At 38.2% G+C, this 16,465-nt stretch carries 13 protein-coding genes; 9 read left to right on the top strand and 4 right to left on the bottom strand.

Annotated features, from left to right (window positions below):
- Window position 1: 1 nt before the first annotated feature.
- Window positions 2-208, top strand: coding sequence for a Fe-S cluster assembly protein IscX (gene iscX, locus FCS21_RS00870; RefSeq protein WP_222927935.1), 207 nt, complete (start codon window positions 2-4; stop codon window positions 206-208).
- Window positions 209-465: 257 nt separating this feature from the next.
- The gene (locus FCS21_RS00865; protein WP_138620101.1) at window positions 466-2,154 is read left to right on the top strand and encodes an NAD-dependent malic enzyme; all 1,689 of its coding nucleotides are present in this window, start codon (window positions 466-468) and stop codon (window positions 2,152-2,154) included.
- A 120-nt stretch (window positions 2,155-2,274) separates the two neighbouring features.
- On the opposite strand, the gene FCS21_RS00860 is transcribed toward FCS21_RS00865, so the two are convergent.
- From FCS21_RS00860 to FCS21_RS00845, 4 genes are all read right to left on the bottom strand, one after another.
- Window positions 2,275-2,976 (bottom strand): response regulator transcription factor, encoded by a 702-nt coding sequence (locus FCS21_RS00860; protein WP_222927934.1) that lies wholly within the window; start codon window positions 2,974-2,976, stop codon window positions 2,275-2,277.
- Window positions 2,977-3,000: 24 nt separating this feature from the next.
- Window positions 3,001-5,046, bottom strand: coding sequence for a cache domain-containing protein (locus tag FCS21_RS00855; RefSeq protein ID WP_138620099.1), 2,046 nt, complete (start codon window positions 5,044-5,046; stop codon window positions 3,001-3,003).
- Between the two features lie 119 nt (window positions 5,047-5,165).
- Window positions 5,166-6,788 (bottom strand): acyl-CoA synthetase, encoded by a 1,623-nt coding sequence (locus FCS21_RS00850; RefSeq protein ID WP_138620098.1) that lies wholly within the window; start codon window positions 6,786-6,788, stop codon window positions 5,166-5,168.
- Window positions 6,789-6,806: 18 nt separating this feature from the next.
- The gene (locus FCS21_RS00845) at window positions 6,807-8,222 is read right to left on the bottom strand and encodes a solute carrier family 23 protein (RefSeq protein ID WP_138620097.1); all 1,416 of its coding nucleotides are present in this window, start codon (window positions 8,220-8,222) and stop codon (window positions 6,807-6,809) included.
- A 428-nt stretch (window positions 8,223-8,650) separates the two neighbouring features.
- Here FCS21_RS00845 and ndk point away from each other — a divergent pair, with 428 nt between their 5' ends.
- The 7 genes from ndk to FCS21_RS00810 all read left to right on the top strand — a co-directional run bounded on the left by ndk (window position 8,651) and on the right by FCS21_RS00810 (window position 16,441).
- Window positions 8,651-9,082, top strand: coding sequence for a nucleoside-diphosphate kinase (gene ndk, locus FCS21_RS00840; protein WP_033092026.1), 432 nt, complete (start codon window positions 8,651-8,653; stop codon window positions 9,080-9,082).
- 297 nt (window positions 9,083-9,379) lie between these two features.
- The gene (rlmN, locus tag FCS21_RS00835; protein ID WP_138620096.1) at window positions 9,380-10,540 is read left to right on the top strand and encodes a dual-specificity RNA methyltransferase RlmN; all 1,161 of its coding nucleotides are present in this window, start codon (window positions 9,380-9,382) and stop codon (window positions 10,538-10,540) included.
- A gap of 71 nt (window positions 10,541-10,611) precedes the next feature.
- Window positions 10,612-11,904: a type IV pilus biogenesis/stability protein PilW gene (pilW, locus tag FCS21_RS00830; RefSeq protein ID WP_246046934.1), complete on the top strand. Its 1,293-nt coding sequence runs from the start codon at window positions 10,612-10,614 to the stop codon at window positions 11,902-11,904.
- Window positions 11,897-12,961 (top strand): RodZ domain-containing protein, encoded by a 1,065-nt coding sequence (locus FCS21_RS00825; protein ID WP_138620095.1) that lies wholly within the window; start codon window positions 11,897-11,899, stop codon window positions 12,959-12,961. Before pilW ends, FCS21_RS00825 begins: the two co-directional genes overlap by 8 nt.
- A 195-nt stretch (window positions 12,962-13,156) precedes the next feature.
- Window positions 13,157-14,287: a flavodoxin-dependent (E)-4-hydroxy-3-methylbut-2-enyl-diphosphate synthase gene (gene ispG, locus FCS21_RS00820; protein ID WP_138620094.1), complete on the top strand. Its 1,131-nt coding sequence runs from the start codon at window positions 13,157-13,159 to the stop codon at window positions 14,285-14,287.
- A 162-nt stretch (window positions 14,288-14,449) separates the two neighbouring features.
- Window positions 14,450-15,730 carry a histidine--tRNA ligase gene (hisS, locus tag FCS21_RS00815; RefSeq protein ID WP_138620093.1) on the top strand — a complete coding sequence of 427 codons (1,281 nt, stop codon included), beginning with the start codon at window positions 14,450-14,452 and terminating at the stop codon, window positions 15,728-15,730.
- Window positions 15,731-15,754: 24 nt separating this feature from the next.
- Window positions 15,755-16,441, top strand: a complete 687-nt coding sequence (locus FCS21_RS00810) for a YfgM family protein (RefSeq protein ID WP_138620092.1) — start codon at window positions 15,755-15,757, stop codon at window positions 16,439-16,441.
- Window positions 16,442-16,465: the final 24 nt, after the last annotated feature.

The following is a 16,465-nucleotide window of genomic DNA, read 5'->3' as shown; positions in this document are numbered from 1 at the left end:
TATGACAAAAGGTTTGCTTTGGAGTGACTCTCAAGAGATTGCTTTAGATTTGATCGAACAACATGCAGATGTTGATCCATTTAAACTACACTTTACCGACTTAAGGCAGTGGGTACTTGATTTAGAGCGTTTTGATGATGATCCAAAACATTGTGGCGAACGGGTACTTGAAGCAATTCAATTAGCATGGATGGCAGAAGTAGATTGATAGTCACTGGTATCATATTTAATGAGTGGTAATTAACGCCAGATAAATAGATGTCCTTATTTTTTGACGGTAATTACCAATGAGTTTTCCACATCGTAGAATCAAAATGCCTTGTTAAAATCTATTAACACAATAATATTTGTTTTTAGGCAACTCTAGTACCTCCTTACTTTGCAGCAGCTATAATATCATTTATACTTTGCGGCAATAATTAAGCACATACTCATTATTCATCAAACATATAAGAAGTCAGTCAAATGTCTCAATCTAAACGTCCACTTTATATCCCTTACGCAGGTCCTACCTTATTAGAGACCCCCTTACTTAATAAAGGTAGCGCTTTTAGCAAAGAAGAGCGCGGTCACTTTAACTTAACAGGGCTTTTACCACCACGTTTTGAAACCATTGATGAACAAGTAGATCGTGCATACCTTCAGTACAATAGCTTTAAAACGAATATCAACAAGCATATCTATTTACGTGCTATTCACGATAATAATGAAACATTATTTTTCAAAGTAGTACAACGCCACCTTGCTGAAATGATGCCAATTATCTATACGCCTACTGTTGGCGATGCTTGTGAGCAATTTTCTGATATTTATCGTAGTTCACGTGGTTTATTTATCTCTTATGCTGACCGATTTAGCATTGATGATATCTTGCGTAATGCCACTAAAAATAAAGTAAAGGTTATTGTAGTCACTGATGGTGAACGTATTTTAGGTTTAGGTGACCAAGGTATTGGTGGCATGGGTATTCCAATTGGTAAACTGTCTCTTTACACCTCTTGTGGTGGTATTAGCCCAGCACATACCTTACCAATAATGCTAGATGTGGGTACTAATAACCAAAAACTATTAGACGATCCTATGTATATGGGTGCTCGACATAAACGTATTGATCAAGACTCTTATGATGAATTCTTAGAGTTATTTGTTAGTGCTATCAAACGTCGCTGGCCACAGGTTTTATTACAATTTGAAGATTTTGCTCAGCCGAACGCTATGCCATTATTAGAGCGTTACAAAGATAAGATATGTTGTTTTAATGATGATATTCAAGGTACAGCGTCAGTGAGCGTAGGTACATTACTTGCTGCTTGTCGCAGTAAAGGTGTTAAGTTATCTGATCAACGTGTTGCCTTTGTTGGTGCTGGTTCAGCTGGTTGTGGTATTGCAGAACAAATTATCAGCCAAATGATCAGTGAAGGCATTACTCCTGAAGATGCACGTAGCCAAGTATTTATGATCGACAGATTTGGTCTATTAACTGAGGGCATGGAAGGTTTACGTGACTTCCAAGAAAAATTAGTACAAAGCACAGAGGCTGTTGCTCATTGGGATATCACTGGTAAATTCGCTTCACTTGTTGAAGTAATGCACGGTGCGAAACCTGATATTCTTATTGGTGTTTCAGGTCAAGCGGGTTTGTTTACTGAAGAAGTTATTACTTCAATGAAATCACATTGTGAACTGCCAATCATCTTCCCATTAAGTAACCCTTCTCGCCAAGTAGAAGCAACACCGACTCAGGTTATTAATTGGACCAAAGGACAAGTGATTATTGCCACAGGTAGCCCGTTTGAACCGGTTGTCTATGAAGGAAAAACTTTCCCTATTGCTCAGTGTAATAATAGTTACATTTTCCCAGGTATCGGTTTAGCTGTAGTGACAGCAAACATCAGTCGTATTACCGAAGAGATGTTACAAGTGGCGAGTGAAACCTTAGCTGCAGCCTCACCTTTGGCTAATAATGAATCTGATCAATTATTACCACCGTTAACGGCGATTGCACAGCTTAGTAAAGAAATTGCTTTTGCTATTGCTAAAGTCGCTTATAAGCAAGGTTTAGCTTTAGAGTTAACTGATGAGCAATTACTAGCAAAAATTGAGCGTAATTATTGGCAGCCTGAATATCGTCAATACCGCAGAGTAAGCATTTAATAGTTAACAAAGCTTAACGCAAATAAAAAAACCTCAACTTTGTGCAAACAGTGTTGAGGTTTTTTAGTTTAACAGCCGCTAAAATTACTAAAAATGAGGTTATTAACCTGTTTGTTAGTATTAGTGCCATGTGACGTCTAAGGTAAAAATATAACCAGCACCGTACACTGTTTTAATTATTTTCGGCGCTTTATGATCCTGCTCTATTTTTTTTCTTAACCGTGACATTCTCACATCAATACTTCGATCAAAAGAGGTGGTATCTTCACTTAATAAACGCTCCCTGGATAGTATCTGTTTAGGGGCTTTGAGTAGTGTCATGAGTATTTCATTTTCAGCAGCACTAAGCATAAAGCTATCACCTTTACTATTAGACAAGTTATGAGTAGCTTGCTCAAATGTCCACTCACCAAAGCTGGCGGTAGGAAAGGTTAACGGAGATAATTCATTGACTTCTAATCGCCGAATGATACTTTTTACCCGAGCAACTAATTCGCGTGGATCGAACGGCTTACTAATATAGTCGTCGGCACCTAACTCTAACCCCAATACTTTATCGGGTAAGCTATTGCGACCCGATAAAATAATAACGCCAATTTTTTTATCATCAAAAAGCGTTTTAACTAATGACAAACCATCCATATCAGGTAAGCCAAGATCAATAATACACAGCGAGGGAAGTTGTTTTTTAATTGCCAATAAAGCCTGTTCACCTGTGGTAAAAGCTTGCGTATTAAAATTATAGCGCTCAAGCTCTTGGCAAACTAAGGTACATATATCAGCTTCATCATCGATCACATAAATTAATGGTTTAGTATTCACAAGTGTCATCACCTCGGTAATTTTTTATTGTAGTGCTTGAAATAATTGACTTGCCATAAAAGGTTTTTTCAATAATAGTGGCGTCTCTTGATTTGGCTTAGTAGGGGGGTAGAAATAGCCGCTGATAAGTACAATTTTACAGCTCGGATTACGCTGCTTTAATAACTGAGCAAGCTCAAAACCATCTTTGTTACCCGGCATACTAACATCTGAAACCATACCATATAAGTTATTAATAGTATCAATAAGTTGCTCTGCTTCATCACTGTCGCTAGCTTCAATAACATTAAGACCAAATGATATTAATTGCTCCCTAATAACTTTGCGTACATCATGGTTATCTTCAACTAATAACATTAATTTATTCGAAAAATCAGTTTCTTTTGTTGTTTTTGTCGATACTTGTTCACTGTGTTTAGTCATTAGTGGTGTATTTATTTCTACTTTTTCACTATCAACTATTTCAACAGGTACTAAAGGTAATAAGAATGATATCTTGGCACCACCATTTTGTTGATTGGCAATTCGAATATAGCCTTGTGATTGTTTGATAAAACCAAAAACCATACTTAACCCCAGACCTGAGCCTTGATGAGAGTCTTTGGTGGTAAAAAAGGGCTCAAATGCCTTACTAAATGCTTGTTCAGAAAAACCACAACCGTTGTCTATAATAGCGATTTCAACATAATCACCTAAGATAACAGTTTCATCAAACTGCACAGAGCTAGTCACTACTCTTTTATTAATGACTAAACGAATAACGCCACCATTTGGCATAGCATCCTTTGCATTTAATATTAAATTAATCAGGCAATTTTCTAGCTGGTTGGCATCTACATACACTTGTAGTTGTTCATCAGTAAAAGTGATGTTTTTTTCAATAATTATTTTACTGGGTAAAGAGCCTTTTAATAGCTCGAGAGTTTCATTAATCAATACCATGATATTGACATGACAAGGTGCTAAATATTGTCGTCGTGAAAAGGCGAGTAACCGGTTAGTGATATCACTGCCTTTACGCGACGCTTTGATTGCCGGCAGCAAACGTGATAATAAGGCTTCATTGTTGGTATTATCTTGTTGAGCAACGAGTAAATTCCCTAAAATAATGGTCAGTATATTATTAAAGTCGTGTGCTAAGCCTCCTGCTAACTGACCCACCGCATTAATGTGTTGTACTTGCGCTAATTGCTGTTGTGCATGCTGACTTTCGCTGAGTGCTTGTTGTAGTTGGGCATTGGTCGTTGCTAATGTTTGTGTTCGAGAAGCTACTTTTAAATCAAGCATTTCAATGTTTTCACGCATTTGCTCAACCATATGGTCAAATGCTTCACCTAAAATACCTAGCTCATCAGCACGTGAGATACCACTGGTTACGGTTAAATCACCTTGACTCACTTTGCGGGCAATTAAGGCTAAGTTATTAATGGGTTTAGTTACCCAAGATGAAAAAATAAAGGCTAACAAAATAGCAAACATAAACGCCATAAGTCCCATCGTTAAAATACGTTGGCTAAGTAACTTACCGCTACTTTGTAGTTCGTCTATATAAACAGAGCTACAAATATACCAACCTAGTTCAGGTAAATGCCTTACTAGAGATAATTTACCGTAACTATAATTATTGGGATCGCTAGGCTTGTCCCATAAGTATTCCAGTTCTTGACCAGTATCTGCTACGGCAATAAGTTCCTGCAGTATGGGTTGTCCTGTTTTGGGGTCCTCAAGTGCTAAGGCATTAGTATCATTAATATTTGGATTAGGGTGGTGTAGCATATGCCCCTGTTCATCAAAAATAAAAATATAACCCGTTTTGGCAATAACGCTATGCTTTATTATTTCACGAAGTCGTTGCACAACTTCAGCTTTACGCGGCTTTAAGTTGAGTTGCATGGTACTGGCTAATTCAAAAACGTTATTTAAAACTAAGCGACTGGCATTTTTTTCAATTTTGTATACTTCCTTGTTAATTAAGGACACGGAATACCAATAGATACCTACTAGCAGTAGCAACAAAATGGCAACAATGGCAGAAAAAAAAGTGCGGGAGAGCTTTTGCTGTAAAAACATTAATCACCAATAGCCTAATAGCTTAATAGCAGATCATTTATGATAAAAAAAGGGCTGACAATAAGCCAGCCCCAAAAATAGTAGTGTTGGGAGGTACTACTATTTATAAGCCTTGAACTTTATTCATTTACTTGTTGGCGTAAAATAAACTTTTGTACTTTACCCGTTGACGTTTTTGGCAGTTCTGTAAATATAACGGTTTTAGGTACTTTAAAGTGTGCCATATTATCTCGACAAAAGCTGATAATTTCTTCTTCTGTTATATCAACATTTGGCATTACCGTAATAAAGGCGCAAGGGCTTTCTCCCCACTTAGCATCTTTTTTGGCGACAACCGCGACTTCTTGTACTTTCGGGTGGCGATATAAAATGTCTTCCACTTCAACACTGGAAATATTTTCACCACCTGAAATAATAACATCTTTAGAGCGATCTTTTATTTCAATATAGCCATCGTTATGCCACACCGCAATATCACCTGAATGCAGCCATCCACCTTTGAATGCCGCTTGCGTGGTAGAAGGATTTTTTAAATAGCCTTTCATGACTAAATTGCCGCGCATAAATATTTCACCGACAGACTTACCATCTTTTGGCATAGGCGTTAGGGTTTCAGGGTCAGCTACCATGAGTTGATCAAGCATAGGTGAACGTACTCCTTGACGAGATTTTAACTTTGCTTGTTGCTCAACACTTTCATTACTCCATTGGTCGTGCCAAGCACAAACAACTGAAGGGCCATAAGTTTCGGTTAAGCCATAAGTATGCGTTACCTTAAAACCAGATGCTTCCATGCCTTCAATAACTGAGGCAGGCGGCGGAGCACCTGCGGTCATTACTTTTACGCTATGATTGATGTCTGCTTTTAATGAAGCTTCAGCACCGTTAAGCATATTTAACACAATAGGTGCACCACAAAAGTAGCCTACCTTCTCATCTCTAATTAAATCAAATATAGTCTCAGCGCGCACATGACGCAAACTTATACTGGTGCCAGCGGTTGCAGCAATTGACCAGGGAAAACACCAACCGTTACAGTGAAACATAGGCAAGGTCCATAAATAGACTGGGTGCTCACCCATACTCCATGACATGACATTACTCACAGCGTTAAGATATGCGCCACGGTAGTGATAAACCACACCTTTAGGATCACCTGTTGTACCCGATGTATAGTTTAACGTAATGGCATCCCATTCACTGTTTGGTCGTAGCGGTTCAAAATGACTGTCACCTTCGTTAAGTAACTGATCATAAGTGAGCTCGCCAATTAATTCTCCTTCGTTAAAGTTAGGATCGTCAATATCAATCACTAACGGCTTATGCGGAATCATGCGTAGTGCTTTTTTAACTAGAGGACTAAACTCTTTATCGGTAATGAGTACTTTGGTTTCAGCATGCACTAGTATAAAAGCAATCGCTTCGGCATCAAGGCGAGTATTAATGGAATTAAGTACTGCACCACTCATGGGAACGGCAAAATGTAATTCAAAGTGTTCACTAATGTTTGGTGCTATCACCGATACTGTATCACCTCGACCAATACCTCGCTTAGCTAAAGCACTAGCAAAGCGAGTACAACGTTGAAAAACTTCTAACCAAGTGTGGCGAATATCACCATTAACTGTTGCGGTTTTGTTCGGATAAACAAAGGCTGAACGCTCTAAAAATGAAATAGGAGTTAGTGCTATATAGTTAGCCTCATTTGGCTCTAAATATTGTTCAAAAATGTTTGTATTCATGTATAAATTCCAATATTACTAGGTATTAGTCTTAGTTGTTGTTAATTCGTCTTGTGGTGATTCATCAGAAAAGATGACACTATCTTTACTATGATGTTTACCCATTAACTTAGGGCGCTCAATGAGGAAGTACAGGATTACACCAATGCAGACTGCATACATGGTTGACTTTGGATCTGGCATGGCTAAGGTAACCGCAACAATACCAGCCACCCCTCGTTCGGTTGAATTTTTTAGCTGCTCCATACCCACCATAATGCATATATACGCGGTAAGTATTAAGGTAAGTGACAGTGCAATAGGTAATACCGGTTTAAATAAAGTGACTAAAGGTAAGGCGAATAAAGCCAGTAAACCACTCATCCAAAAAGTACCACCGCCACTATAGATAGACTCCATTGATTTACGACCCATCGCATAACGCTCAGCTACAGTGGCATGCGCAGCCGTCCACAATGGACCTGCAAGCCCAGGCCAAGGCGCTAAAAAAGCATGAAAACCATTACGAATAGCGGTAACTAAATGCACACGATCAACGTTTTCTTCTATTTTTTCATCATCACGAATGTGATCAACACGCTTAACTAGAGTAAAGCCAACAAGGATGTCGCCAAAGGCTATAACATAAGCAATGATGGCTGTCGGGATAGCCAGTAAAAATATTTCCCAGTCAGGGTAGCCAACAGTAAAAGGTAAGTATTGCCACATTAACGAAAAATCAGGGTTAGTAATGCCCCATTTGATGTCCGGTAAAGGGTATTCACCAACGGCCCAACCAACAAGCATCGCAATGATCATACCAGGGACCATACCAAAATTAGCTATTTTTCGAGCTAATACGTTTTGATTGATAACATTTTTAAAGGATAGGGAGAACAATATATACGCTGAAATAATAGAGCCAACAATTAATGAAATAGGCGTGGCGTCAATGCGCCCCCCGACTTTTAATTCACCCATCATTGCTGCCATACCAGCACCAATAATAATACCGCACTTTAGTGAGTTGGGAATAACATCAACCAACTTAGAACCAAGACGCGTTGCCCCTAAAATAAGAAAGATAAGCGACACTTCAATTTGTAAGGCAAATAATGCTCTTATTGCTTCAGGACCCGGTTCAAAACCTTTTAAATAAAGTAATACCACGGGGATTGCTGGCGTTATCCAGCCAGGAACTAGCGGCACGCCAAGGAGTCCAGGTAAAATATAACCTACACCAGCAATAAAAGTGAAAGCTAAGGCTGCTTCATAGGGCATACCTAAATAGCTTTCAAGTAAAGGGATCATGGCTAAACCAACCACGAACATAAAAAAGCCTTGTATCATTTCTGGCAGTTCCCAGCGGTAATGAATAAAAGGTAATCTGATTTTAAACGGCCCAGCTGGCCAGTATGGCTGTTCAGCACCATGTTTACGTTTAATAAGTTGCATGACTATTCCTGCCCTTGATTAATATTAATTGGCAGTGAACTATGAAAGCATGTCAGAATTTTTTCGACAATGTGACCAAATGTAACAAGTAAAAATTAGATTTTTTTAAACGCCATGATTAAATTTTTAGTGTTTTTAAATGAGTAAAGTAAAGACATCATAAGTGGCTTGCGCTACAGCGTAATTTAGTAAGTTATTAATAAGCTAAACTTTTCATTTTAATGTGACAGAATACTTAAGCTTAAGACTAAAAGACTACGACTAAAGGACCAGTAGAAAAAGTGAAATATTATGCTGATTAATCGACGGTAAGTATTAGGAATTTACACTAATTTCGTTTATAATCGCGCCAAAATTGGTAGATGTCACTTTCACTTTCATTTGATATCTACTTACATTTTAATTTAAATTTATTATAAGGGCTTATCATGGCTATCGAACGTACTTTTTCTATCGTAAAACCAGACGCAGTTGCTAAAAACTTTATCGGTCAAATCTACAACCGTTTTGAAACTGCTGGTTTAAAAATCGTTGCATCAAAAATGATTCACTTAAGCCAAGAAAAAGCAGAAGGTTTCTACGCTGAACATAGCGAACGTCCTTTCTTTGGCGCTTTAGTTGAATTCATGACTTCTGGTCCAGTAATGGTTCAAGTATTAGAAGGCGAAAACGCTGTTCTTAAAAACCGTGAAATTATGGGTGCTACTAACCCAGCTGAAGCACTTGCTGGTACTATTCGTGCTGACCTTGCTGATAGCATTGATGAAAACGCAGCTCACGGTTCTGATGCATTAGAATCAGCAGCACGTGAAATTGCTTACTTCTTCTCTGATGACGAAATTTGTCCACGTACTCGTTAATTCAGTAGTCAGCTAAATTTATTAATCTATAGTAAAGCTTACTACTTCGTTTGCTTGATAGTAGAGAATAAATAAAATTAAAAGGATTTTACTGGTTTCGGTAAAGTCCTTTTATTATTTTAAGTGGATAATAAATCCTCCTAAGATATACCTAGTAAAATTGCGATTGTCGCTTAATTAGTGTACAATTTTTTCCTGTTTTTTTAGGCTGTTTTATTGCCGCCGTAATGCCGCTGTCGTTAGTATCATAATATGTGTTAGCGCTAGTTTTAGCCTTAGTTATTGAGAGTTTGTTGTATGAGTGATGTAAACACAAAAGTAAATCTACTTAATTTTGATCATAAGGGTATGCGTGAATACTTAGAGTCTATTGGGGAGAAACCTTTTAGAGCTGATCAGATCATGAAGTGGATTTATCACTTTGGTTACAGCGACTTTGAGCAAATGACCAATATTAATAAAAAATTACGTGAAAAATTACAGCGTAATTGTGTAGTATCCGCACCAGAAATTTCTGAAAAACAAGTGTCAGAAGACGGTACTATTAAATATGCATTAAGGCTTGAAGGTGGACAAGAAGTTGAAACCGTTTGGATCCCTGAAAATGATCGTGCAACCTTGTGTGTTTCTTCACAGGTTGGCTGTGCATTAGAATGTACCTTCTGTGCTACCGCACAACAAGGCTTCAACCGCAATTTATCTATGTCTGAAATTATCGGCCAAGTATGGCGTGTTGCCAATGATATTGGCGCAACACGTATTGCCGGTACTCGACCTATTACCAACATTGTTATGATGGGCATGGGCGAACCTTTGTTAAATATGAAAAACTTAATTCCTGCACTTGATACTATGTTGAACGACTTAGGTTATGGCTTGTCTAAGCGTCGAGTAACGGTGAGTACCTCAGGTGTTGTACCCGCATTAGATATGTTAAAAGAAAAAATTGATTGTGCTTTAGCTATTTCTATTCACGCGCCTAATAATAAATTACGTGATGAGCTAGTCCCTATCAATAAAAAATATCCACTAGAAGATTTTATTGCTGCAGCCGGTCGCTATATTGACGGCTCAAAAGCCAACAAACAAGCAACTATTGAATACGTTATGCTTGATCATGTTAATGACAGTACCGACCAAGCACATGAATTAGCCCATGCGTTAAAAGGTTTACCGAGTAAAATTAATTTAATTCCCTTTAATCCTTATCCTGGTTCACCGTATAAACGTTCAAGTAACTCTCGTATCGACCGCTTTGATAAAGTATTACAAAGTTATGGGTTAACGGTTATTACCAGGCGTACTCGTGGTGATGATATTGACGCTGCTTGTGGTCAATTAGCAGGTGATGTTTTTGATAGAACTAAGCGTAGTGCCTTTAGTGCCAGTAGAAATGCTGAAATAAGTTCATTGAAAAACCAAGCTAAAACTGACACTATCGCTATTAAAGTCGTTTAATAACGATAACAGTGCTTTAGTGAAATAATTATATTGGTATAGTGAAAGTACAATAAGAGGCGGTTAACGCGTTGCATATTATAGGTAAAGCCACGGCTAAATATAGTTTAACACGGTTAATTGCACTCTCTATCTCTTTATTAAGTGCTCCTTTGCTAAGTGGCTGTATTACCCAAAGCTTTGAAAATAATGAACCCATTGTTATAAAACAAGCAAATCGTGATGAAATGGCGGTAACGCGTATTTCTTTGGGGTTAGGTTATTTACGTATGGGTGATATGTCACAAGCAAAGCTAAACCTTGAAAAAGCAAAGAAATTCTCCCCCGCCTTAGTCCAAGTACATACTGCCTTTGCCCACTATTATGAAACCGTCGGTGAAAATAAATTAGCTATTGAGTCATTTGAACAAGCTTTAGCAATTAAGGCGGACAGTGCTGACACGTTAAATAACTACGGGGTGTTTTTATGTCGGCAAAACAAAGTAGCTGAAGCAGAGGTACAATTTTTAAAAGCCATCGCCGTACCGAGTTATTTATTGGTTTCGCAAAGTTATGAGAACTTGTCGTCATGTTATTTGCAAATTAATGATTTTGATAAAGCAATTATGTATTTACATAAATCGATATTGCATAGCCCTAATAGAACAACTACTTTATTGCAAATGGTGCGCTTACAATACGCCGTGGCTAATTATCAAGTAAGCCAACGTTTTTTACAAAAGTTTGAGCGTAATACCCAACGTTTTAGCGCAGACTTCTTGGCGTTAGCTTATAAATTGTATAGAAAACTAGATAAACGTCGCACAGCAGATAACTATGCCACTATGTTAGTAAAAATGTACCCTCAATCATGGGAGAGTAAACAATATCTTCTTAACGGACTTGAATTTATTGAATCTGATGCATTAGCGAAAAAGTACCGACTAACTCAACAAGAAAATAATGGCGAACACTCAGTTATTAACAATAAACGCGTGGTTCAACTTTCGCCTACTTCTTCAGTAGAAAGTACTAAAAGAATAAAAAAGCTTTCGCCAGTCATTCTGACAACAACATCCATTACTCAACTTACACCAAAGCCCCTTGACTCTACGTTGACACTGCCTATATCGACAACCGATGATAAAGACGTACCGGAAGCACTAGAGCAAAAAAAGCTTGTTAATAATATAGACCAAATCAAACAACACAACCTTGTGCATACTGTAGCCAAAGGTGAAAGTCTTTACAGTATCGCTATTAAATATAACGTTAAGCTACAAAATTTACGTCAGTGGAATAATATAACCAAAAATAATAAAATCCATACAGGCGATAAAATTTATATAGCGACCCCTAATACAGTGAAATATATTAATGAATAATCAAGCATCCCTTGCTAATGAAATAGGCAAAGAAGAAAAAATGGCTAACAGCAAATTTAGTAATGAATCTGAAGAGTTAATAGAAAATGTGGTGATGATAAGTCCGGGCACTATGTTACGTGACGCACGTAAAACGCTATCCTTATCTAAGGAGCATATCGCCAGTAAACTAAACTTAACAATAAATATTATTAATAATATTGAAAATGATAATTTAGACCCGTTAATACCGTTTACCTTTAATCGCGGTTATCTTACTAATTACGCTAAGTTAGTAGGGGTTAATGGCGATGATGTACTGGCAAGTTATCAAGCATTGAATGCGGCGACTACCCAGCGCAGTGAAATGCTCAGTTTCTCTAAAGAAACAAGTAAGCAGGCAGAGCATAGCAGGGTGATGTGGTTAAGCTACTTTATTGTTGCTGTGTTGATTGGTTTAACTGTTTTATGGTGGCAGCAAGACAGCAGAGAGCAAATAAATGATGTTGCTATGGTTACTGCTATCGATGATCAAAGTGAAATGGTAGCTGATAATCATGTCTCTAGTAACCTAGACAATAAGGTAAACGATAACTTAGAAAATAGTGAGCAATATACAGATACTAACTCGTCAGATGATGAGCAAAAAATGGCTTCACAAGCAGAATCACATACTGATGATAACGCGATGGGTCAGTTAACAGAAGATAACTTAGCGACTAACACGTCAATCGCTAAAATCTCAGTCACTGATACCTCAGCGAAAAACACGCTAACGAGTGCAAGTTTAAATGCTTTGGACACCACGGTATCTCAGCCTAATATACAGCTATTAAGTACGGCGGTATTTACCTTTAATGGCGATTGTTGGGTGAATATTTTTGATGCTAACGGCGAGCGAATTGCTTGGGGCGTTAAAAAGTCAGGTTATGTAATGACTATTCAAGGAGAAGCGCCACTGCGTATTACCATTGGTAAGCCAGAATTAACCAGTATTACTTTTAACGGTCAACCGGTAGATATGTCGACTTTTGAGACCGGTAATATTGCTAAATTTAACTTACCTATGGCTGAGTAGTCGGTAGTTAAAGGCTAGCTTTTATTGATTAATAACCTTCGCTTTGCGCTACTGCTGCTCCTTACTCAAGTTAAGTAAACGACATAACGTACTGATTAAAAAATATTTTCAATAACAAGCTTATTAATACCAAGCTTAACAATAAATTTGAAACCAAGTTCTACTCTACTATCACTAACAAAGATAAAGACAATTATGTTTAAAGAATCTCCAATTATACGCCGTGTTTCTCGTCAAATTATGGTCGGTAATGTTCCTGTTGGTGGTGATGCGCCTATCACCGTGCAATCAATGACCAACACCCTGACTACCAATGTTGCCGCAACAGTCGCACAAATAAAAGCGCTAGAAGCTGTTGGTGCTGATATTGTTCGGGTTAGTGTGCCTACGATGGACGCGGCTGAAGCTTTTCGTGAAATCAAAAAACAAGTTAACGTGCCGTTGGTGACTGATATTCATTTTGATTACCGTATCGCCTTAAAAGTGGCTGAGTATGGCGCAGATTGTTTGCGTATTAACCCAGGCAATATTGGTAATGAAAGCAGAATTCGCAGTGTGGTTGAATGTGCTCGTGATAATAATATTCCGATCAGAATAGGGGTTAATGGCGGCTCGCTAGAAAAAGATATTCAAGAAAAATATAGCGAACCAACACCTGAAGCCTTGTTAGAATCAGCCATGCGTCATGTTGATATTTTAGACCGATTAAATTTTCACGAATTTAAAGTAAGCGTTAAAGCGTCTGACGTTTTTTTAGCGGTAGAGTCGTACAAATTACTCGCCAAACAAATTGATAACCCATTACATTTAGGTATTACCGAGGCGGGTGGTTTACGCTCTGGCTCGGTTAAATCATCGGTAGGTCTAGGCATATTATTAGCACAAGGTATTGGCGATACCATTCGCATCTCACTGGCCGCTGATCCTATTGAAGAAATTAAAGTAGGCTTTGATATTTTAAAATCACTTAAATTACGCAGTCGTGGTATTAATTTAATCGCTTGTCCAAGCTGCTCTCGCCAAGAATTTGATGTCGTTGCGACGGTTAATGCATTGGAGCAACGTATTGAAGATATTATGACACCAATGGATGTATCAATTATTGGTTGTATTGTGAATGGTCCAGGGGAAGCTATGGTGTCAGATCTTGGCTTAACCGGTAGTAGTAAAAAAAGTGGCTATTATGTTGATGGTATTCGTCAAAAAGAGCGCTTTGATAATAACAACTTGGTCGACCAACTTGAACAACGCATTCGTGCCAAAGCACATGCAATAAACGAACGCCAAGATGATAAAAATAAAATAGACTTTACCGCTGTTGATTAAATATCATTCTAATAGAAAAGCACTAATAATGACTATGGTTTATTAGCGCTCTTTTATTATGTATACTGCGCGCTGCGTAAATTAAACACAATCTTAATACCTATAACTGTCATTAATAAACAGGTATAGCACTTTATAAAAATAACAAAGAGAGACCCCTCAGTGGCTAAACAAAAGGCTCTACAAGCAATTCGTGGCATGAATGATTGCCTCCCAAGTGAAACCAACGTGTGGCAAATGGTTGAGGCAGTACTACGTCGCGTTGCCAGTAATTATGGTTTTGCCGAAATTCGTATGCCTATTGTTGAGTCAACCGCACTATTTAAACGTGGTATTGGCGAAGTTACTGACATTGTTGAAAAAGAAATGTACACCTTTGATGACTTAAATGGTGACAGTTTAACACTACGTCCTGAAGGTACTGCCAGCTGTGTTCGTGCGGGTAATCAGCATGGTTTATTGTATAATCAAGAGCAACGTCTTTGGTATATGGGGCCGATGTTTCGTCATGAGCGACCACAAAAAGGCCGTTATCGCCAGTTTCATCAATTTGGTTTAGAAGCCTTTGGTATTGCAACGCCCGATATAGATGCTGAAATTATTTTGCTTACAGCTCGCCTATGGCGGGAACTTGGCATCAATGAATTTGTCACATTAGAGTTGAACTCATTAGGCTCGAATGAAGAGCGCGCTAATTACCGTGAAGCGTTAATTGCTTATTTACGTGAGCATGAAGAGCAGCTTGATGACGACTCTAAACGACGCATGCACACTAACCCACTAAGAGTGCTTGATAGTAAAAACCCACAAGTACAAGAAGCATTAATTAATGCGCCTAAGCTATCAGAACACTTTGGTGAAGAAACGCAAGCGCATTTTGATACACTATGTGCGCGCTTAGATGCCGCAGGTATTAAGTATGTATTAAATGAGCGTTTAGTGCGTGGTTTAGATTATTATAATCGCACTGTGTTTGAATGGGTTACTAGTACACTTGGCGCACAAGGGACAATTTGTGCGGGAGGTCGTTACGATGGTTTAGTTGAGCAACTGGGTGGTAAAGCCACACCAGCCTTTGGTTTTGCCTTAGGTATTGAACGTTTAGTGTTAATGTTAACCGAGTTAGAGAAAGTCACTAATATTCGTCCACAGGTAGATGCTTATGTGGTTATATTAGGCGATGATGCGCAAGTTGCAGCTAACAAATTAGCAGAGCAATGGCGTGATCAAGTCCCTGAGATAAGATTGCAATGTCATTGCGGTGGCGGCAATATGAAAAAACAATTAAAACGTGCCGATAAATCCGGTGCGCAAATCGCGTTAATTTTAGGTGATGATGAAATTGCCCAAGAAAAAGTGATGGTAAAATACCTACGCGGACAAAAAGAACAACAAAGTATCGAATTTAATCAAGTGTCGAGCTTGTTAGCTGAATTAATTTAAAGGCTTAAGCCTCAAGGTGAAGTAGTGGAAATTTATCAAACAGAAGAACAACAAGTAGAAGCCATTAAAAGTTACTGGCAAAAAAATGGTAATACTATTATTGCAGGTATCGTTTTAGGTTTTGCAGGCTTTATCGGGTTTAATGTCTATCAAGATAACAAATTTGAACAAGAGCTAGCCGTATCAGACAGTTACCAAACGCTGATCGAACAAGCTAATAACAATGATGAAACCTTTACGGCTAACGCTGAAAAATTTATCAGTGAAAATGGTGATAATAGTTATGTGACCTTAGCAGCTCTTGCGCTAGCGAAAGAAGCCGCGTCACATAAAGATTGGGCACAAGCTAAAAAGCAATTAACTATTGCCATTGAGTCTGCACCAACAGACGGTATCAAGGCGATAGCAAGCTTACGTTTAGCGCGTGTACAAACACAGCTTAAAGAATACAGTGAAGCATTAGCGACTTTAGATAAGCCATTACCTGAATCATTTACTGCCGCTATTGAAGAAATTAAAGGTGATGTGTATTTGCAGCAAGGTAAAAAAACTCTTGCTCGTAATGCTTATCAAGTTGCCATTGCCGCTGATGGCATTGCTACTAGCCCTAGCTTACAAGTTAAATTAGATGATTTAGCGCCAATAACTACATTATCTGTAACGCCATTACCACTAACAGAGCCGGCAGTTGCTGAGCCAGTTGTTAAATAACTTTTTTGGTTACTAGTAAAATCA

Source organism: Colwellia ponticola (genome assembly GCF_005885605.1).
Classification (GTDB): Bacteria; Pseudomonadota; Gammaproteobacteria; order Enterobacterales; family Alteromonadaceae; genus Colwellia; species Colwellia ponticola.
Note: the sequence above shows the minus strand (reverse complement) of the source record. Positions and strands in the feature narration are given on the sequence as shown.